A 19,442-nucleotide genomic window follows, 5' to 3' on the forward strand; every position below is an offset into this window, starting at 1 on the left:
CATGAGGCCCGCCACGGGGCCAGAGCCGCCAATTATTGCAGCAGCGGCCCCTGCCGACCAGCCCTGTCGTTATCCATCCTGCCCGGGTGTGAGAATGACTTTGACAAGGCAGTGACCATTTAGCACAATCAAACGCCACTTTTTTTCCGCGGGACAATAATTTATGACAACTGAATCCCCAAGCTACTCCACTATCGAGCAGGCCTTCTCCCTCGGGAACGGGCAAGATTCTGCCCTCAACTGGTTGCGCAAAAACCGTAGCCAGGTCGCCATCTTCCTGGTGAGCGGCATCAAGCTGGAGGGGACCATCAGCGGTTTTGACCAGTACAGCGTGCTGTTGACCGATGCCCATGGCAATCAGCAACTGGTCTACAAGGCCAAGATTTCCACCATTGCCATGCACTCCGGCCGTCCTGCCGTCAGCATCCAGCGGGCCCGCAAGCCACGGGTTTCCATGGCGCCGCGCCCCCATGGCGCACCCAGCCGTTATGACGACAACCAGGGTGGCGGCAGCGAGCAGTAAATCTCGCCCCCGCCCATCCTGACGGTGTCGCTGCGTCAGCCAGTGACACCTGTTCCCCACTCTCATGTTTCGCCTGTCCCGTATGAGAGTGGGGCTTCTCTCCCGAGCAGGTTGTTGACCCGCTCGTCTTCGTTACTCAGTAGGTCAACCCGACCGGTTTTCCCTCTCTGACCATGCAGACCTGCATGCCGGCCGCTTCACCTGCCTGTGCGCCTATGCCCGTGTCCTCGAACACCAGACATTGACCGGGCTCGACCCCCAGGCGTCGCGCCACCAGCAGGAAGGTGTCTGGATGGGGTTTGTGCAGCTCCACGTCGTCGGCGGTGACCACCACGGGGAAATACCGATCCAGCCCTGTGTTGCGCAGCACCGCTTCGGCATTGATACGGGGAGAGCCTGTCCCTATGCCCATGGGGATCCGGCCGTGATAGCGTTCCACCAGATCCAGCATGGCCGGGAAGGGGGTGGCCTTGTGCAGGTTGGCGACATAGTGTTCGGTCTTGCAGCGTGTCACCACCAGGGGATCCAGCGCGATCTGCTGCACTTCGGCCACCAGCAGGGCTATCTTGCGGCTGGGCATGCCTCCCAGCTCATAAAACCAGTCGGCGTCGAACCGAAAGCCAAACTCGCGGGCGGTGTGCTCCCAGGCGGCCAGGTGCAAGGGCATGGAGTCCACCAGTGTGCCGTCGAGGTCGAAAACCAGGCCTTGAAATCCGGATAGGGTCATGGTGCAGGATCTGTCTGTGAAAAATGGGCCCCCATTCTAGCCAGAGCGCGGGCGCATCGCCATGCGCCAGATGGCGAGAAACGCTTGCCACCTCATTTATACAGGGCGGCGTGGATCTGAAAGCCCGCACGTATACAGATCAGCATGGATCTGATGCCGGGCAGGCAGCCTCCACGCAGGTGTCAGCGATAGGCCAGGGTACAGGCCCGCCCTTGGGATTTGGCGTGATAGAGTGCCTGATCCGCCTGCTCGGTCAGGGTTTGCCACTCCTTGTCCGATGACGGGACCAGATAGCTGAACCCGATGCTGACGGTGAGTGTCGCCGCCACCCGGGAGGCCGGATGGGGAATCTGCAAGGCGTCAAGGCCGTGGTGGATCTGCTCCGCCAGCCGCTCCGCCTCTCCCGGCTGCGGTGAACACAGCAGGATGACAAACTCCTCCCCCCCATAGCGGGCCACCAGGTTGGTGCGCCGCCGCTCGGTGTCCTGCAGCAGTGCCGCCACCCGCTGCAGGCACTGATCCCCCTTGCCGTGGCCGAAGTGATCGTTGTAGGACTTGAACTCGTCCACATCGATCATCAGCACCGCCAGCACGCCCTGATGGCGGCGAGCCCGCTCCCACTCCCGTTCCATGGTGATGTCCCATTGACGGCGGTTGGCGATGCCAGTCAGGGGATCTTCCAGAGACAGCAGAGAGAGGCGCCGGTTGGCCTCCTCCAGCGCCCGGTTGGTATCGGCCAGTTGCCGGGTCCGCTCCTGCACCCTCAGCTCCAGCTCCCGATTGAAGCGCTCAAGCTTCTCCTGGGTGCGCTGGCGGATCAGCAACTGGGAGAGCACGGCGGCATACTGCTTGAAGATCTCGCTCTGATACGCCTTGAGGGGGCGCCGCCAGAGCAGGTTGTCGGCGGCGATCCAGCCGATGGGGGTACTCCCGTCCCAGAGCGACACCATGGCGTTCCAGCCGCGACCCACCTCCTGCTTCTCGTAATAGAGAGGCGTGTCCTCCAGCACCAGGACATAGTCCTTGCGACGCAGCGCCTCCTGCACCGTGGGGTGATCCGGAATGGGGCTGATGAAATGGCGCTCGTCGATGAGCTCACCCGCCTCGTTGGTACCCCAGGTACCGTGCATGGTCTTGAATTCACTGTCAGTCAGGAAGATGGCGATGCGATCGAACTGCAACTCCTGGCGGGCCAGTGCCACCGCGTCGTGCAGCAGACGATCCTCGCTCTCGCAGCGGGAGAGCTTGACCCCCACCTGATGCAGCGCCTGCAGCATGCTGAGGAAGGAGTCCTGCAGGGCCTGGCTGCGCACGAGGTCTGCCTGGGTGTGGAGCCGCTGATCCCGCTCCAGATCCACCTGTCCCGCGAGTCGCCGACTCTCGAGCTCGGCGGCGAGATAATGCATGAGCAGCTGGATGCTCTGTTGCTGGCGTCTTGGCAGGCGATCGAGACGACGGCGGGTTTCCAGATAGACCACGGCCTCCAGCCCCTTGTGACGCTTGAGGGGGAAGCTGGCGCGCAGGCGCGGGATCTCGGGTTCGACGCTCTCCCGCTCCCAGATGGCACGGGTCGGCGCGATGGGCTCCACCAGCAACTGGCCGAGCGCAAGGGAACGTTCGATGAAGAGGATGGGCAACTCGAGGGAAGAGAGGACGTCAGCGCTCAGGCAGAGCAGACCCTGTTCCGGGCGATAGTGATAGAGCTGGGGCGTCGGAGCACGCAGCCACAGATAGATCTGTTCAGCCTCTGTTTTTTCCCTGACCGCAGACAAGGTCACTTCACAGAGATGTTCAAAACTGGTGAAGTGCTCCGGATCCCATTCTTCCATGCCAAATCATCCTTGGTTGTATCCAAGCGAGTATATCGGCAAAGCCCGGCCATTAATTGACCGGGCAATCAAAAGCGAGATCCAGAGCCCAGTTTTTACAACAGATTCAATGCCTGCATGGCACTGCGGATGCGCTCGCGGGTGGCCTCGGAGAGCGGCATCACCGGCAGACGGCACTCTTCGCTGCACAGACCCAGCAGAGAGACCGCATACTTGGCCCCTGCGGGGCTCGGCTCGGCGAACATGGCCTGGTGCAGCGGAATGAGCTTGTCCTGCAATTCGCGGGCAGCTTGCCACTCACCGGCCAGCGCCAGGTTCTGCACCTCGGCCACCAGCTTGGGGGCCACGTTGGCCGTCACCGAGATGCAACCCTGGCCACCACCGATGTTGTAGGCCACGGCGGTGGCATCTTCACCGGAGAGCCAGGCAAACGGCTTCTTGATGAGCTGGCGTTCAACCCAGGGGCGGGCCAGATCACCGGTGGCATCCTTCACGCCGGCAATGCGCGGCAACTCGGCCAGACGGGCCAGGGTCGCCGGCTGCACGTCAACGATGGCGCGGGGCGGAATGTTGTAGACGATGATGGGTTTGGTGGTGGCGTCGTGCACCGCCTTGAAGTGGTGATAGAGCCCTTCCTGATTGGGGCGGTTGTAGTAACCGGCCACATGCAGGGTGGCATCCGCCCCCATCTGCTCGGCATAGCGGGTGTATTCAATGGCTTCAACCGGGTTGTTGGAGCCTGCACCTGCGATCACGGGAATGCGCCCGGCCACCAGCTTGACCACCAGCTCCACCACGCGGCAATGCTCATCGTGGGTCAGGGTCGGGCTCTCCCCGGTCGTGCCGACCGGCACTATGCCATGGGTTCCCTGCTCTATGTGCCACTCCACCAGGCGAGCCAGTGCGGCCTCGTCCAGCTGGCCCTGTCGAAATGGGGTGATCAGGGCAACTATCGAACCTTGAAACATGGGATTTCCTTCTCCTAAACAGATGGATTGGTCAATAAAAAGCCCCGGTACGGGAGTCGCTACCGGGGCTTGAATCGTCTCAGGGATGAGAGGTTACGCGCGCACGCCAGCAGGCCCGATTGTCAGGCTGTGTTTATGCTTTCGTTTCGATACGCATGACCGCATTGCATCATCTCTGGGTAAATAGGCGTCTGGGCATATTTCGGGAACACGGCATAAATGTCAAGGCGAAAGCGGCCATGTATAATGGCCGCCCAAAAATGCGTGGAGAGACCCAATGAGCCGTCCTGTCAGTGCCGTCAGTCAGATGCTGGAACGTAACCAAGCCCTCTTTGTCGGCAAGCGGCTGTTGGTGTGCGGTGCCCTGGAGGATGATTATCCTCGTCAACTGGCCGAGCTGGCACAAAGCCTGACCGTCTTCACCACGGATTACTGCTATTACCGCACCCAGCAGGCCGTTCTGGGAGACGCCATCCTGTTCGATCACCAGCTGGGTGGCGCCCCCCGATTCGATGCCCTGCTGCTGCTGATGCCCAAGGCCAAGGCCGAGGCGCAATACCTGCTGGCCATGATGACGCCGCAGCTCGAAAGCGGGGCCGACCTGTTCCTCGCCGGCGAGAACCGGGGCGGCATCAACGGGGCAGACAAGCTGCTGGCACCTTATGGCGAGAAACCGATCAAGCGCGACTCTGCGCGCCGCTGCTCTCTCTACCACGGCACGCTCGACAAACCGGTCGTCCCCTTCGAGCTGGACGCCTGGTTCAGTCGCTATGAGTGCCAGGCGGGCGACACCACCCTGACCGTCATGGCCCTGCCCGGGGTCTTCAGTGCAGACGGCCTGGATCTCGGCACCCAGATGCTGCTGGCGAGCATCCCCCCCGTGACGGGCAAGCTGCTCGACTTTGGCTGCGGCGCCGGCGTCATCGGTTCCGTGCTGGCCAAGCGCAACCCGGCCCTGGCCGTCACCATGGTGGATATCAATGCCCTGGCACTGGAGTCCAGCCGCCGAACCCTGGCGGTCAACGGTCTGAGCGGGCGTGTTCATGCCTCCGATGTCTATTCCGACATTGCCGAAACATTCCAACAGATTGTCTCGAATCCCCCCTTCCATGCCGGGCTCAAAACCTTCTACGCCGCCACCGAAACCTTCCTGGCAAAGGCACCTGAGTACCTGACCGCAAATGGCGCCCTGACCATAGTCGCCAATGCCTTCCTGCGATACCAGCCTATACTGGATGCGCACTTCAAACAGACCGAGGTGATCGCGGGCGATGCCAAATTCAAGGTGTATCTGAGCAAAGCTTAAAGAAGTGCAACGGTTGTAATAAAACAAGTAGAGAGTGCCAGACGGGATCTGTTAAGGTACCAAGAAAACGTTTACCACCCCTTTAGGGGTGTTTTTTTCGCAGCAACATGAAAACCTTTTCAACATCATGATCTCAGGGAGAGAACGACGATGGCAGGCATACTCACCATGATACTGGCAGGCGGTGAAGGTACCCGACTGCAACCGCTGACCACCACCCGCAGCAAACCCTCCGTACCCTTTGGCGGCAGTTACCGGTTGATCGACTTCGTGCTCAACAACTTCGTCAACGCCGACTTCCTGCGCATCTATGTACTCACCCAGTTCAAGTCCCAGTCCCTTTACCTGCACATGAAGAAGGGCTGGAACATCGTCGGCATCACGGATCGCTTCATCGACCCCATTCCGGCCCAGATGCGAATGGGCAAACGCTGGTATGACGGCACCGCAGACGCCATTTACCAGAACCTGCGCTTCATCGAGATCTCCGACCCCGAGCACGTCTGCATCTTCGGCTCCGATCACATCTACAAGATGGACGTGAGCCAGATGGTGAGCTTCCACAAGCAGAAAGCGGCCGCCCTGACCGTCGCGGCACTGCGCATGCCCATCGAGGAAGCAAGCGCCTTCGGGGTGATCGAGGTGGATCAGGAAGGGCGCATGATTGGCTTTGAAGAAAAGCCCCGTCACCCGAAACACATCCCCGGCGACCCCACCCAGGCCCTGGTCTCCATGGGCAACTCATGTACAGGATCTTTAGCTACAACCAATTGAAATAGATAGAAAAAAGGCTTCGTTTGTGATCTGATTTAATCGCAAAAAAAAACCGACACGCCCGAAGCCATGACTATTATCAATGCAACCCAGTACCTCAAGCAACTTCTTAGCTCTTCTGAACTCAACCGGATCGGTAAATTTACCGGTTTTTGTCAGCGACTCCGGGATATCCAGCCTGCGAGACTACTCCCGGCTCTGCTCTCAGGGCTTGGTTGCGACAAGGTGGATGGTATTGCTGGTTTGCATCGCCATTTCAATGCGTTGCAGCTCCATGATACTGACCAAATAGCGTATAAACCCTTTCACAACCAGTTACGCAAGCAGGGTTTTCCCTTGTTCATGCGCGCACTGGTTGAACGAGCCATCGCCTTACGCCTCAAGGAGTGTCTACCGGACGCCCACGGACTGGCAGGCTTTGAGCAGGTACTGCTGCAGGACGGGTCGTCATTCGCGTTACATCCGCAATTGGCAGAACATTTCCCGGGCCGATTCAATAAGCACAGCCCCGCTGCGGTAGAGTGTCATATGACCATGTCCTTGCTGGACCAGTCGCCGATATCGATGAGTATCACGGCGGATACCGAATCGGAGCGCAAGCATCTTCCGGCCGCAAATTCGTTAAATAACAAACTGTTATTGGCGGATGCCGGTTACATCAGCCGCGAGTACTTTGCTGATGTGACCAAAGCCAAAGGAAGCTATCTGGTCAGAGGGAGTCAAAATCTCAATCCCAAAGTACAGGCAGCTTACCGACAGGACGGCAGGGAAATGCCCAAGTTACTCGGAAAAAAGCTCAAGGATATCGATCGGAGAAGCTGCAGAGCCGAGGTTCTGGATCTGGATGTGAGTTCGGGAAAGTATAAATATCGACTCATAAGACGTTGGTTTGCAGAGGAAAAACGGTTCTGTATATGGATGACCAATCTTCCGCGTGAGCGATGGCCAGCCGAGAAGGTGATGGCATTGTATCGTTGCCGTTGGCAGATCGAACTGTTGTTCAAAGAGCTGAAATCACATAACCGGTTGAAGGCGTTCGCGACACGACAAAAAGCGATAGCGGAAGGCTTGATCTGGGCTAGTTTGCTGGCCTTGCTGGTCAAACGTCGGCTGGCGCTGACGCTGATTGGCAGCGCGGAGTTATCGATGCTGAAGATTGCCAAAAACAGCGCGCTTTGGTTAATGCCGATATTGGCGAGCATCATCCATGGTGCGTGGCAGGAAATAACAGAGAAGTTGGAGTGGGCAATGGTGTATTTATCCAAAAACGGCAAAAAGAGTAGGCAGAGAAAATCCAAGCAAAACAACACGTTAGACGGTATTATTAATTCGCTTGCCGCTTAAGGTTCTGTACATGATGGGCAACTACATCTTCGAGACCGAGGCCCTCTATCGGGAGCTCAAGCGGGATGCCGCCGAGGAGAACTCCAGTCACGATTTCGGCAAGGACATCATTCCCAGCCTGTTCCCCCGTGCCCCCGTCTATGTCTACGACTACAGCACCAACGTGATCCCGGGCGAGAAGCCCAATGTCTACTGGCGCGATGTGGGAACGCTCGACTCTTACTGGCAGGCGCACATGGACCTGGTGGCCGACGATGCCCCCTTCTCTCTCTACAATCACAAGTGGCCGCTGCACACCCATTACCCGCCCCTGCCCCCCGCCACCTTCATCGATACCGACGACTGCAAGGTCAAGATCGCCAACTCCCTGATCTCCGGTGGCTGCTTCATTCAGGGCAGCCAGATCCAGCGATCCATACTGGGATTTCGCTGCAACATAGGCCCCTGCAGCCACATCAGTGAATCCGTGCTGCTGGGGGATGTGAAAATCGGCGAAGGTTGCTCCATTCGCCGCGCCATCATCGACAAAAACGTTGAAATTGCACCCGGCACCGTGATCGGTGAGAATCTGGACCATGACAGAGAGCGGTTTACCGTATCCGAAGGCGGTATCGTCGTGGTACCTAAGGGAGCAAGAGTTGGCTATTAACCCACTGAAAATCCTGTTTGTAGCCTCGGAGGTTGAGGGGCTGGTGAAGACCGGGGGCCTGGCAGATGTGGCCAAGGCCCTGCCGCAGCATCTCGCCCGTCAGGGGCACGATGTGCGCATCATTATGCCCTTCTACAAGACCATCAAGCGCCGGGACGAGGCCACCCTCCTCGCCTCGCGCTGGCTCCCCACCCCCCAGGATCGCAGTGATATCAGCTATCGCATCCATCAGCTGGAACTGGACGGGATCTGCGTCTATCTGCTCGATTGCCCGCACTATTTCGACCGCCCCCAGCTCTATGCCGAGAACAACCAGGCCTATCCCGACAACGGTGAACGCTTTGCCTTTCTGGCCGCGGCGGCCCTGCATGCGTGCGAACAGCTGGGTTTCGCTCCCGACATCGCCCACTGCAACGACTGGCACACCGGTCTGCTGCCGCTGCTGCTGAAAACCCGTCATGCCCACAACCCCTTCTTCCAGCGCACCCGGTCGGTCATCAGCATTCACAACGCGGCCTTTCAGGGCGTGTTCGATCGCCAGCAGTTCTGGGCCGTGCCGGAAATCCACGACTACGAGCAGCGCATCAACTACGACTATGGTCACATCAATCTGCTCAAGTGCGGTGTGCTCTACGCAGACAAGATCAATGCGGTCAGCCCCAACTACGCCAGCGAGCTGCTGACACACCTGGGCGCTCACGGCATGGCCAGCGTATTCCAGCAGCGGGCAGCTGACCTGCGTGGCATCCTCAACGGCTGTGACTATCAGGACTGGGATCCCGCCTTCGATCCTCTGTTGCCCGCCACCTATGATGCCGACAACCTGGATGGCAAACACACCTGCAAGCGCATCCTGCAGCAGGAAACGGGGCTCCCCGTTGGCAACCTCCCCATCTATGGCATGGTGTGTCGACTGACCGAGCAGAAAGGAGTACACCTGCTCATCCCTGCACTGGACAAATTCTTGCAGCACCAGGTTCAGGTAGTGATCGTGGGTTCCGGTGATCCCTCTCTCGCCGCCCAGTTGCAAAGCATTGCCCAGCAGCATCCCGACAAGTTTGCCTTCATCAATGCCTATGACGACCGTCTGGCCCACCTGGTGGAGGCCGGCGCCGACTTCTTCCTGATGCCTTCTCTGTTCGAGCCATGCGGGCTCAACCAGATGTACAGTCTGGCCTATGGCACACTGCCCCTGGTGCGGGCCGTCGGCGGATTGAAAGATACCGTCGTGGACTGGGATGCCGACCCGACGCACGCGACCGGTTTCTGCTTCAACGATCCCACTGCAAGCACCTTGCTCGATGCCATGCGCCGCAGCCTGCTCCATTATCTGCAGGAGCCGGCACGTTTTGCCCGTGTGCAGCACCACGCCATGAACACCCGCTTCGACTGGGCAGACTCCGTCATCCTGTACGAACAGATGTATCAGGATGCGCTGGCCACCGTCTGACGCCGATTGCTGAAGTTTTGTGCCCTTGGCACGCCTTTATCCGTCAACAGCGAAAAAAGTCCCCTTTGGCTGTTGACGCCCCCCCAAAACTCTATAGAATCCCCCACCGCAGTGATGCGAAGGTGGCGGAATTGGTAGACGCGCTAGCTTCAGGTGTTAGTGTCCCACGGATGTGAGGGTTCGAGTCCCTCTCTTCGCACCATATTGCAACATGCTCTTATCAGGCGGCATGTAAATTCAGACTGATAACCCGATGTGCGAAGGTGGCGGAATTGGTAGACGCGCTAGCTTCAGGTGTTAGTGCCCCCCGGGTGTGAGGGTTCGAGTCCCTCTCTTCGCACCATGCTTTTATCAGACAGCATGTAAATCCAGACTGATAACCCGATGTGCGAAGGTGGCGGAATTGGTAGACGCGCTAGCTTCAGGTGTTAGTGCCCCCCGGGTGTGAGGGTTCGAGTCCCTCTCTTCGCACCATGCTTTTATCAGACAGCATGTAAATCCAGACTGATAACCCGATGTGCGAAGGTGGCGGAATTGGTAGACGCGCTAGCTTCAGGTGTTAGTGCCCCCCGGGTGTGAGGGTTCGAGTCCCTCTCTTCGCACCATGCTTCTGGCATGTAAAACACAGAAAATGCGCTCCAACCGCATTTAAAAACCAGCTGGAGAAAATCAGTGTGCGAAGGTGGCGGAATTGGTAGACGCGCTAGCTTCAGGTGTTAGTGTCCCACGGATGTGAGGGTTCGAGTCCCTCTCTTCGCACCATCATTCTGCAAAGGCCCGTTACGAGAGTAACGGGCCTTTTGTGTTTTCATGCCCCATGGCTATGCTGTTGAAGATGCTGCGCCACCACGGGGGTTTTCCCATGATCCTGGATACCGATATTCACAACTTCTATGAGCATCTGGTGCTCAAGGAGATAGAAAAACAGGGGTTGGCTCGAACATTGACCCCCTATCAGCTGGCAGACCTCTGCTGCCTGACACTCAACCAGCTTCCTTCCCACTACATCCGTCACGATGTCGACATGATCTACTTCACGACAGACGCCGAACGCAGCGAAATGGAGAAGAAGGTCATCGCCTCCCTGCGCCAGGCCTACGACAAGATCCAGGCCGTCCCCACTCGCCAGGCTTAATGCCAGCCCTGCTGCCAGAGCAGAGTGACGACCCCTGTCATTCCCGCAACCGGCAGCAGGATCAACACCGGTCTCAGCCTGGGTTCCAGCATGACCCAGGCAGCCAGCAAGAACCCCAGGCTCCAGAACCCGTATTCCTTCTCCTGACCCCAGACCAGCACCGCCAGAAGGGCGGCCAAGAGCAGAGCGCGTGCTATCCAGTTCATTGGCATTGGTCCGAAAAAATATTAATGATAACTATTATCATCTTTGGTGTTGCCATCTGCAATCGAACTTGCCTATGGATCTCCGGCTATCAAACGGTGTCGATTGAACAGTGAAAAATGCCGATTAGATCAACTATTTTGTGGGATTTTAAAATTTTAAAGCTGTTTTGCCGAATGAGCAGGGATTTTACACCTCCGCTTTATGGTAGATTGCGCCCTCTTTTGGTAAGCCCCTCGGGATAGACACATCCGCAGGACGAGAGGGGCTGACCTTGGCGAGCAAGAGTTTAGGGAGCGTCTATGCAAAACCAACAACACCACATCCGATTGCCGGGCATGTCGCAAGTATTTGCCTGCCTGGCCATTTTCCTGGCCTTGGCCTTCTCCTTCACCAGCGTGCTGGATCTGCCAATCCAGCTGGCACTATTCATCGCCTGGTTCGTCATCATGGGACTCGGCATCAAGCTCGGCCACGATTACAAATCCCTGGAGCAGGCGGCAGTCGACGGCGTCGCCAAGGGGATGGGGGCCATCCTGATACTGATCTCCGTCGGTGCCCTGGTGGGCACCTGGATTGCCGGCGGCATCGTCCCCAGCATCATCTACTTCGGCCTCAAGGTGATACACCCCTCCATCTTCCTGCTGGCGACCCTGATCATCTGCTCTCTCACCTCGCTGGCCACCGGCACCTCCTGGGGCTCGGCGGCCACCGCCGGCATCGCCATGATGGGTATAGGCCACAGCCTGGGGGTACCCGCGCCGCTGGTAGCCGGTGCCGTGCTCTCCGGCGTCTACTTCGGTGACAAGCTCTCCCCGCTCTCCGACTCCGTGGTGCTGGCCTCGACCATGTCCAACGTCGACGTGATGGAACACATCAAGGGGATGCTGCCCATCAGCCTGTTCTCCTACGTCATCACCGCCGCCCTGTTTACCGTGGTCGGCATGCAGTACTCCGGCAACGTCAGCCTGGAGCAGGTCAATCTGGTGATGGACGCCCTCGACAAGCAGTTCAACATCACCCCCATGGCCATAGTGCCCGTGGTGCTGGTGCTGGGGCTGCTGGCCAACCGCAAGCCCGCCTTCCCGGTGATCAGCTTCGGCGCCTTGCTGGGTCTTGTCTGGGCCATCGTCTTCCAGGACATGGATCCGGTGAAGGCAATGCACTCCGCCTACAGCCCGTTTGCCATCACCTCCGGCGTCGACTTCATCGACAACATCCTGGGCCGCGGCGGTATGGAGTCCATGCTGGGTTCCGTGGCCGTCATCATCTTCGGCTTGGGCTTCGGCGGTCTGCTGGAGAAGGTCGGCATCCTGGAAGTGATCGCCAGCGCCTTCGAGAAGCGCATCAACAGCGCCGGCAGCCTGACCAGCCACACCATCGGCACCGCCTTCCTGGCCAACGTGTTCGGTTCCGCCATGTATGTGTCCCTGATCCTGACCCCCAAGATCATGGCCAAGAACTACGACAGACTGGGGCTTGCGCGCAAGAACCTCTCCCGCAACGCCGAGTTTGGCGGCACCCTCACCTGCGGCATGGTGCCCTGGAGCGACAACGGCATCTTCATGGCTGGTGTCCTCGGGGTGGCGACCCTCGACTACCTGCCCTACATGTGGCTCAGCTTCACCTGCATCATAGTGACCATCACCCTCGCCTATCTGGGCAAGGGAGTGAACCGTGTACCGGTCACAGAGGCAGTGACAGCCCGCTAATTTCCGTAAAAACAACGACAAAGGCGCCATCACGGCGCCTTTTGTCTGGGCGCGATTCGAGGTTAAGCTGGCACTCACCTTGATCGCACGTGGCAGGACGTCCAGATGAACTTCACCTTTCGCCAGATCCGCTATTTCGTGGCGGTGGCCGACAGCTTCTCGGTCAGCCGCGCAGCCGCCGAGCTGCACATCTCCCAGTCGGCGGTCACCAGCGCCATCCGCGAGCTGGAGACCGAGCTCGGCGCCGCCCTGTTCGAGCGCAATCCGCGCGGCGTCAGCCTCACTACCCAGGGCCACCAGTTTCTGCTGCACGCCCGTCGCATCCTAAGCGCCATGACCGAAGCCGGCCAGTCCCTCAAGGCGGTAGCCCAGCAGGATCAGGGGCGGCTTACCATAGGCGTAACCACCCTGGTGGCAGGCTACTACCTCTCGGAGGCCCTCGGCCGCTTTCGCCGCGCCTTCCCGGCGGTACAGATCGAGGTGAAGGAGGATGAGCAGCCCTATCTCGAACACCAGATCGTCAACGGCGAGGTGGATGTGGGGATCCTGATGACCAACCGCACCATCCGCCAGGAGGCGTTCGATACCGAGCTGCTGACCCGCTCGCCGCTGCGGGTCTGGCTCGCCGCCAACCACCCGCTCTGCGCCGAGTCGACCCTCTCCCTCAAGGCGCTCGGCGAGGAGCCCATGATCTCGCTGACCGCCGACCAGCTTGACCAGATCATCGGCGGCGGCCTGCGCCGCTACGGCATCGCGCCGCGCATCGTGCTGCGGACCGCCTCGGTAGAAGCGGTGCGCAGCCTGGTGGCGAGCCAGCTCGGGCTCGCCCTGCTGCCGGACTTTGCCTACCGCCCCTGGTCGCTTGAGCAGGAGCGGGTCGAGGCCCGCGCCATCAAGGAGCCCATCCCCGCCATCGACATCGGTCTGGTGTGGCGGCGCGGCTCGCGCCTTGACTGGGCCGCACGCGAGTTCATCGACATCGCCAGAGATCAGAGCCGGCTACGGGCCCGCCAGCACCTCCCCCGCTAGGACTGAGCCTGAACAGCCGTGACTCCGGCAAAAAAATCAGATTCATCCGCACTCGATATCGATTTTACAGATACCCAAGCCGTTAAAAATTGAAATTCTCATTGCTCCCGGCTTCTCCTACGCTCATGACTGGTTAACAGGATGTTAATGCCTACTGTGGCGCCGCCACGGTTGCCAATCATGCAAGGAGAGCAAGATGAAATTGACCCCTCTGACCCTGGCCCTGATCCCGGCGCTGCTGGCAAGCCAGGTCCAGGCTGCCCCCACCACCCTCGGCAAGGGTGAAGGCCAGCTCAACATCGTGGCCTGGGCCGGCTACGTGGAGCGCGGCGAGACCGACAAGAACTACGACTGGGTCACCGGCTTCGAAAAAGAGACCGGCTGCAAGGTCAACGTCAAGACGGCCGCCACCTCGGACGAGATGGTGGCGCTGATGAACGAGGGGGGCTTCGATCTGGTGACCGCCTCCGGCGACGCCAGCCTGCGTCTGATTGCCGGTGGCAAGGTGCAGGCACTCAACCTGGCGCTCATCCCGAGCTACGGCAAGATAGACCCCCGCCTGCAGAATGCCCCCTGGCACACGGTAGACGGCAAGCACTACGGCGTGCCCTACCAGTGGGGCGGCAACATCTTGATGTACAACACCAAGGTGTTCCCCAAGGCGCCCGACTCCTGGAGCGTGGTGTTCGAGGAGCAGACCCTGCCGGACGGCAAGTCCAACAAGGGGCGGGTGCAGGCGTTCGACGGCCCCATTCACATCGCCGATGCCGCCCTCTATCTGATGAGCCACCAGCCGGCGCTCGACATCAAGGATCCCTATGAGCTGAACGAGGATCAGTACAAGGCCGCCCTCGACCTCCTGCGCCAGCAGCGCAAGCTGGTGGGACGCTACTGGCACGATGCCTTCGTCCAGATCGACGACTTCAAGAACGAGGGGGTGGTGGCCTCCGGCTCCTGGCCGTTCCAGGCCAATACCCTGATCGCCGACAAGCAGCCCATCGCCACGACGGTGCCCAAGGAAGGGGTCACCGGCTGGGCCGACACCAGCATGGTGCACAGCGAAGCGAAGAACCTCACCTGTGCCTATCAGTGGCTGGAGCACTCCCTCAACAACAAGCTGCAGGGGGATCTCGCCTCCTGGTTCGGGTCCGTGCCCGTGGTGCCGGCCGCCTGCGAGGGCAATGCCCTGCTCGGGAAAGAGGGGTGCAAGATCAACGGCATCGACAACTTCGATCGGGTTCACTTCTGGCGTACTCCCGTCTCCCAGTGCAAGAGCCAGGGAACCTGCGTGCCGTATTACCGCTGGGTCTCGGACTATATCGCTATTCTGGGTGGCCGCTGATGCTGGTAGAACAAGGCCATATCCCAGCGGCAGGGGACCTGCGTGTCCTCTGTGCTACCGCTGGGTTTCGGACTATATCGCCATCCTGGGTGGCCGCCAAGACCGGATAACCAGATGGGGCCGGACAGGAGTCCGGCCCGCTTCCCACACAGACAAGGACGTCCCATGAACGCCGTACAATTTGACCGGGTCAGCCGCCACTATGGCGAGGTGAAGGCGGTCGACGACATCTCCTTCCAGATCCCGGCTGGCGAGTTTTTCACCCTGCTGGGGCCAAGCGGTTCCGGCAAGACCACCTGCCTGCGGATGATCGCGGGCTTCGAGTACCCGAGCGAGGGGGAGATCCGGCTGTTCGGCGAGCCCTGCTCTACCGTGCCCCCCTACGACCGCAACCTCAATACCGTGTTTCAGGACTACGCCCTGTTTCCCAACATGGATGTGCGCGACAACATCGGCTACGGCCTGATGCTCAAGGGCGTCGCCAAGGCGGAGCGTTACCGCAAGGTGGACGAGATGCTGGAGCTGGTGCGCTTGCCCGGCGTCGGCAACCGCAAGCCGGGCCAGCTCTCCGGCGGCCAGCGCCAGCGCATCGCCATCGCCCGGGCACTGATCAACCAGCCGCGCATCCTGCTGCTGGACGAGCCGCTGGGGGCCCTCGACCTCAAGCTGCGCGAGCAGATGCAGCTCGAACTCAAAGCCTTGCAGCGCCAGCTCGGCATCACCTTCATCTTCGTCACCCACGATCAGCAGGAGGCGCTCTCCATGAGCGACCGCATCTGCATCTTCAATCAGGGCAAGATCGAGCAGATCGCCGCGCCGGATACTGTCTATGACGCCCCCGCCACCCCCTTCGTCGCCCGCTTTGTCGGCACCGTCAACCTGTTCGATGGGGAGCAGGCCCGCCGGCTGTGCGGCGATGCTCACCAGATGATGGTCCGCCCTGAGCGGATCCGCCTCGCCGAGGCCGGCACGCCCGGCTGGTCAGGGGAAGTGCGCGAAGTGGAGTACCTCGGCCCCTTCGTGCGCTATCGGGTCGATCTCGGCGAGCAGCTCGAGCTTATCGTCAACCACCCCAACGAGGGCCAGGCCCGCCTGCCCCGTGGCGCCCGGGTCAGCCTCAGCTGGCCGGAGCAGGCGATCCATCGCCTGCACACCGCCCCTCAGGGAGCTCAACCATGAGCGCCCCCCACAGTGCGAGCCTTGCCATGAGCCAACCCACTGCCCCCCTCTCCTATCGGCCGCTGCGGCGCCTCTCCACCCTGCTCTATGGCCGCTCCGGCCTGCTGCTGGCTATTCTGCTCGGGCCGCCCCTGCTGTGGCTCGGCATCATCTATGTCGGCTCCCTGCTGATGCTGCTCTCCAACGCCTTCTTCGGGCTGGACGAGTTCAGCGGCCAGATCCGCCACGAACTGGGGCTGCAGAACTTCGTCGCCCTGCTGCGGGCTGAGAACCTGGACGTGATCCTGCGCACCGTAGGCATGTCGCTGCTGGTGACCCTGGCCTGCGCCCTGCTCGGCTTTCCGGTGGCCTACTACATGGCGCGCTACACCAGCGGCAAGACCCGGGCCCTGTTCTACGTCGGCATCATGCTGCCGCTCTGGTCCAGCTATCTGGTGCGGGTCTACGCCTGGAAGCTGATCCTGGCCAAGGAGGGGGTCATCAGCTGGCTGGCAGATACTCTGGGACTGGACTGGCTGCTGGACGCCATCCTCTCGCTGCCGGTGATCGGGGGACCGTCGCTGTCGTTCTCGCGCATCGGCACCTTCATCGTGTTCGTCTACGTCTGGCTGCCCTTCATGATCCTGCCCATCCAGGCGGCGGTGGAGCGGATCCCGCGCTCCCTGCTGGAGGCGAGCGGCGATCTCGGCGCCACCCCGGCCCAGACCTTTCGTACCCTGATCCTGCCGCTGGCCCTGCCCGGCGTGGTGGCGGGCTCCATCTTCACCTTCTCCCTGACGCTGGGGGACTACATCATCCCCGGCATCATAGGCAATTCCACCATGTACATAGGTCAGGTGGTCTACATGCAGCAGGGCACGGCGGGCAACCTGCCCTTCGCTGCCGCCTTCTCGCTGGTGCCGATCCTCATCATCGCCATCTACCTGACCATCGCGAAACGCTTGGGGGCCTTCGATGCGCTCTAATACTTCCATGAAACGGGACCATGGCAGCCAGCCCTCCGGCCTGCTCAAGTACGCGGCCATCGGCGGCCTCCTGTTCCTGCACTTTCCGATCCTGTTCATCTTCCTTTACGCCTTCACCAGCGAGAGCAAGAGCTACCAGTTCCCGCCCCCCGGGCTCACCTTCAAGTGGTTCGAGGTGACCCTCAACCGCCCCGACGTATGGCGCGCCATCCAGCTGTCGCTGGAAGTGGCCGGGCTCGCTACCCTGGTGGCCATGGTGCTCGGCACCCTGGCGGCGGGGGCCATCGCCCGCAGCCGCTTCTTCGGTCAGGAGGTGGTCTCGCTCTTGCTGGTGCTGCCCATCGCCCTGCCCGGCATCGTCACCGGCATCGCGCTGCGCTCCGCCTACGGGGTGATGGAGATCCCCTTCAGCTTCTGGACCATCGTGATCGGTCACGCCACCTTCTGCGTGGTGGTGGTCTACAACAATGCCCTGGCACGCTTTCGCCGCACCAACCAAAGCCTCATCGAGGCGTCGATGGATCTCGGTGCCGACGGCTTCCAGACCCTGCGCTACGTGATCCTGCCCAACCTCGCCACCGCGCTGCTGGCGGGAGGCATGCTGGCGTTCGCCCTCAGCTTTGACGAGGTGATCGTCACCACCTTCACCGCCGGCCAGCAGACCACGCTGCCGATCTGGATGTATCAGGAGCTGATCCGGCCACGGGACAGGCCGGTCACCAACGTGGTGGCGCTCATCATAGTGGCCTTCACCACCATTCCCATTCTGCTTGCCTACTACCTCACCCGCGACGGCCAGGACGTCGCCGGCAGTGGCAAATAACGACTCAACGCGTGCGCAAGGATGCAACCATGAAACTCTCTACCCAACTCTTGATCGACGGCCAGTTCGTCACCGGTGACGGCCAGGCCGAGCCCATCCTCAACCCGGCCACCGGCGAGCTGCTCGCCTCGGTGCCCGAAGCCTCGTTCGAACAGGTGAACCGGGCGGTGAACGGCGCCCAACGCGCCTTCGCCCAGTGGAGCCGCACCACGCCAGCCCAGCGCAGTACCCTGCTGCTGCGCCTGGCCGATGCCATCGAGCGCCACGCCGAGGAGTTTGCGGCGCTCGAATCCCTCAACTGCGGCAAGCCCTATCTGGCAGTGCTCAATGACGAGCTGCCGGCGGTGGTTGACTGCTTCCGCTTCTTCGCTGGCGCCGCCCGCTGCCTGCAGGGGCCGCTGGCGGGGGAGTATATCGAGGGGCACACCAGCATGATCCGCCGCGATCCCATAGGCGTGGTGGGCAGTATCGCCCCCTGGAACTATCCGTTGATGATGGCGGCCTGGAAGATGGCCCCCGTGCTCGCCGCCGGCAATACGGTGGTGCTCAAGCCCTCCGAGCAGACCCCGCTCACCGCCCTGCGCCTGGCGGAGCTGGCCAGCGAGCTCTTCCCGCGCGGCGTCATCAACATCGTCTGCGGCCGGGGCGAGAGCGTGGGGGCGCCGCTGGTGGAGCACCCGCTGGTGCGCATGGTGTCCCTCACCGGTGACATCGCCACCGGCCAGAAGATCCTGCAGAGCGCCGCCCGCACCATTAAGCGAACCCACCTGGAGCTGGGGGGCAAGGCACCGGTCATCATCTTCGACGATGCGGATCTGGAGGCCGTGGTGGCGGGCATTCGCACCTTCGGCTTCTACAACGCCGGCCAGGATTGCACAGCCGCCTGCCGCATCTATGCCCAAGGCAAGATCTACGACAAGTTCGTCGCCGCCATGACCGAGGCGGTGGCCTCCATCAAGGTGGGCGGTCCGCGCGAGGAGGGGGTGGAGATGGGGCCGCTCATCTCGGACCGGCAGCGCAACCGGGTGGCCAGCTTCGTGGAGCGGGCCCAGAGCAGCGGTCACGTGGAAGTGACGGCGGGGGGCAAGATCCGCCCAGGCAACGGCTTCTTCTTCGAGCCGACCCTGATCGCACATGCCCGTCAGGAGGATGAAATCGTGCGCCGAGAGGTGTTCGGCCCGGTGGTGTCGGTGACCCGCTTCAGCGACGCCGAGCAGGTGGTGCAGTGGGCCAACGACTCGGACTACGGCCTCGCCAGCTCGGTCTGGACCCGGGATCTCGGCCTTGCCAGCAAGGTGGCCAGCCACCTGCAGTACGGCTGCACCTGGATCAACACCCACTTCATGCTCACCTCCGAGATGCCTCACGGCGGCATGAAGATGTCCGGCTACGGCAAAGATCTCTCCCTCTACGCCCTGGAGGACTACACGGTGCCGCGGCATATCATGGTCAAGCTCTAGGCTCCACTCCGTCCCCCTGAAAA

Annotated in this window: 16 protein-coding genes, 5 tRNA genes and 2 pseudogenes; 19 read left to right on the forward strand and 4 right to left on the reverse strand. The window is 60.9% G+C overall.

Annotated features, from left to right (window positions below):
• Positions 1-163: 163 nt before the first annotated feature.
• Positions 164-523, forward strand: a complete 360-nt coding sequence (hfq, locus tag H7R73_RS19755; RefSeq protein ID WP_039040603.1) for an RNA chaperone Hfq — start codon at positions 164-166, stop codon at positions 521-523.
• Between the two features lie 136 nt (positions 524-659).
• On the opposite strand, the gene H7R73_RS19760 is transcribed toward hfq, so the two are convergent.
• The 3 genes from H7R73_RS19760 to dapA all read right to left on the reverse strand — a co-directional run bounded on the left by H7R73_RS19760 (position 660) and on the right by dapA (position 4,047).
• Complete coding sequence (locus H7R73_RS19760) at positions 660-1,250, reverse strand: HAD family hydrolase (RefSeq protein ID WP_041211731.1); 591 nt, start codon at positions 1,248-1,250, stop codon at positions 660-662.
• A 182-nt stretch (positions 1,251-1,432) separates the two neighbouring features.
• Positions 1,433-3,079, reverse strand: coding sequence for a sensor domain-containing diguanylate cyclase (locus H7R73_RS19765; RefSeq protein WP_041213957.1), 1,647 nt, complete (start codon positions 3,077-3,079; stop codon positions 1,433-1,435).
• Between the two features lie 95 nt (positions 3,080-3,174).
• A complete protein-coding gene (gene dapA / locus H7R73_RS19770; protein WP_039040606.1) occupies positions 3,175-4,047 on the reverse strand; it encodes a 4-hydroxy-tetrahydrodipicolinate synthase in 873 nt (290 codons plus the stop codon).
• A gap of 277 nt (positions 4,048-4,324) precedes the next feature.
• On the opposite strand from dapA, the gene rsmC reads away from it, so the two are divergent.
• From rsmC to H7R73_RS19825, 11 genes and pseudogenes are all read left to right on the forward strand, one after another.
• A complete protein-coding gene (rsmC, locus tag H7R73_RS19775) occupies positions 4,325-5,353 on the forward strand; it encodes a 16S rRNA (guanine(1207)-N(2))-methyltransferase RsmC (RefSeq protein WP_182951376.1) in 1,029 nt (342 codons plus the stop codon).
• A 150-nt stretch (positions 5,354-5,503) separates the two neighbouring features.
• Positions 5,504-6,094: pseudogene (locus tag H7R73_RS19780) on the forward strand (sugar phosphate nucleotidyltransferase); the annotation flags it as partial.
• Between the two features lie 102 nt (positions 6,095-6,196).
• On the forward strand, positions 6,197-7,471 hold the full coding sequence (locus H7R73_RS19785; RefSeq protein ID WP_011191341.1) for an IS4-like element ISApu2 family transposase: 1,275 nt from the start codon (positions 6,197-6,199) through the stop codon (positions 7,469-7,471).
• A gap of 4 nt (positions 7,472-7,475) precedes the next feature.
• Positions 7,476-8,120, forward strand: a pseudogene (locus H7R73_RS19790) (sugar phosphate nucleotidyltransferase); the annotation flags it as partial.
• Positions 8,110-9,570, forward strand: a complete 1,461-nt coding sequence (gene glgA, locus H7R73_RS19795) for a glycogen synthase GlgA (RefSeq protein WP_039040607.1) — start codon at positions 8,110-8,112, stop codon at positions 9,568-9,570. The pseudogene H7R73_RS19790 and the gene glgA, both read left to right, overlap by 11 nt.
• A 116-nt stretch (positions 9,571-9,686) precedes the next feature.
• Positions 9,687-9,772, forward strand: a tRNA-Leu gene (locus H7R73_RS19800).
• 55 nt (positions 9,773-9,827) lie between these two features.
• Positions 9,828-9,913 (forward strand) — tRNA-Leu (locus H7R73_RS19805).
• Positions 9,914-9,958: 45 nt separating this feature from the next.
• A tRNA-Leu gene (locus tag H7R73_RS19810) sits at positions 9,959-10,044 on the forward strand.
• A gap of 45 nt (positions 10,045-10,089) precedes the next feature.
• A tRNA-Leu gene (locus tag H7R73_RS19815) sits at positions 10,090-10,175 on the forward strand.
• A gap of 71 nt (positions 10,176-10,246) precedes the next feature.
• Positions 10,247-10,332: transfer RNA gene (locus tag H7R73_RS19820), tRNA-Leu, on the forward strand.
• Between the two features lie 100 nt (positions 10,333-10,432).
• On the forward strand, positions 10,433-10,705 hold the full coding sequence (locus tag H7R73_RS19825) for a late competence development ComFB family protein (protein WP_029314828.1): 273 nt from the start codon (positions 10,433-10,435) through the stop codon (positions 10,703-10,705).
• Here the strand turns inward: H7R73_RS19825 and H7R73_RS19830 are convergent.
• A complete protein-coding gene (locus H7R73_RS19830) occupies positions 10,702-10,911 on the reverse strand; it encodes a hypothetical protein (protein WP_010675758.1) in 210 nt (69 codons plus the stop codon). The genes H7R73_RS19825 and H7R73_RS19830 overlap by 4 nt on opposite strands.
• 300 nt (positions 10,912-11,211) lie before the next feature.
• On the opposite strand from H7R73_RS19830, the gene nhaC reads away from it, so the two are divergent.
• The 7 genes from nhaC to H7R73_RS19865 all read left to right on the forward strand — a co-directional run bounded on the left by nhaC (position 11,212) and on the right by H7R73_RS19865 (position 19,419).
• The gene (nhaC, locus tag H7R73_RS19835) at positions 11,212-12,621 is read left to right on the forward strand and encodes a Na+/H+ antiporter NhaC (RefSeq protein WP_010675759.1); all 1,410 of its coding nucleotides are present in this window, start codon (positions 11,212-11,214) and stop codon (positions 12,619-12,621) included.
• A 105-nt stretch (positions 12,622-12,726) separates the two neighbouring features.
• Positions 12,727-13,650, forward strand: a complete 924-nt coding sequence (locus tag H7R73_RS19840) for a LysR family transcriptional regulator (protein WP_069651945.1) — start codon at positions 12,727-12,729, stop codon at positions 13,648-13,650.
• Positions 13,651-13,846: 196 nt separating this feature from the next.
• Positions 13,847-14,992 carry an ABC transporter substrate-binding protein gene (locus H7R73_RS19845; RefSeq protein WP_103259503.1) on the forward strand — a complete coding sequence of 382 codons (1,146 nt, stop codon included), beginning with the start codon at positions 13,847-13,849 and terminating at the stop codon, positions 14,990-14,992.
• Positions 14,993-15,157: 165 nt separating this feature from the next.
• Positions 15,158-16,171 carry an ABC transporter ATP-binding protein gene (locus H7R73_RS19850; protein WP_103259502.1) on the forward strand — a complete coding sequence of 338 codons (1,014 nt, stop codon included), beginning with the start codon at positions 15,158-15,160 and terminating at the stop codon, positions 16,169-16,171.
• On the forward strand, positions 16,168-17,136 hold the full coding sequence (locus H7R73_RS19855) for an ABC transporter permease (RefSeq protein WP_103259501.1): 969 nt from the start codon (positions 16,168-16,170) through the stop codon (positions 17,134-17,136). The genes H7R73_RS19850 and H7R73_RS19855 overlap by 4 nt, the downstream gene beginning before the upstream one ends.
• Positions 17,137-17,143: 7 nt before the next feature.
• A complete protein-coding gene (locus H7R73_RS19860; RefSeq protein ID WP_103259500.1) occupies positions 17,144-17,959 on the forward strand; it encodes an ABC transporter permease in 816 nt (271 codons plus the stop codon).
• A 29-nt stretch (positions 17,960-17,988) separates the two neighbouring features.
• On the forward strand, positions 17,989-19,419 hold the full coding sequence (locus H7R73_RS19865) for a gamma-aminobutyraldehyde dehydrogenase (RefSeq protein ID WP_103259499.1): 1,431 nt from the start codon (positions 17,989-17,991) through the stop codon (positions 19,417-19,419).
• The last annotated feature ends 23 nt before the right edge of the window (positions 19,420-19,442 follow it).

It is taken from the genome of Aeromonas sp. WP2-W18-CRE-05 (assembly GCF_014168615.1).
GTDB classification, from domain to species: Bacteria; Pseudomonadota; Gammaproteobacteria; order Enterobacterales; family Aeromonadaceae; genus Aeromonas; species Aeromonas caviae.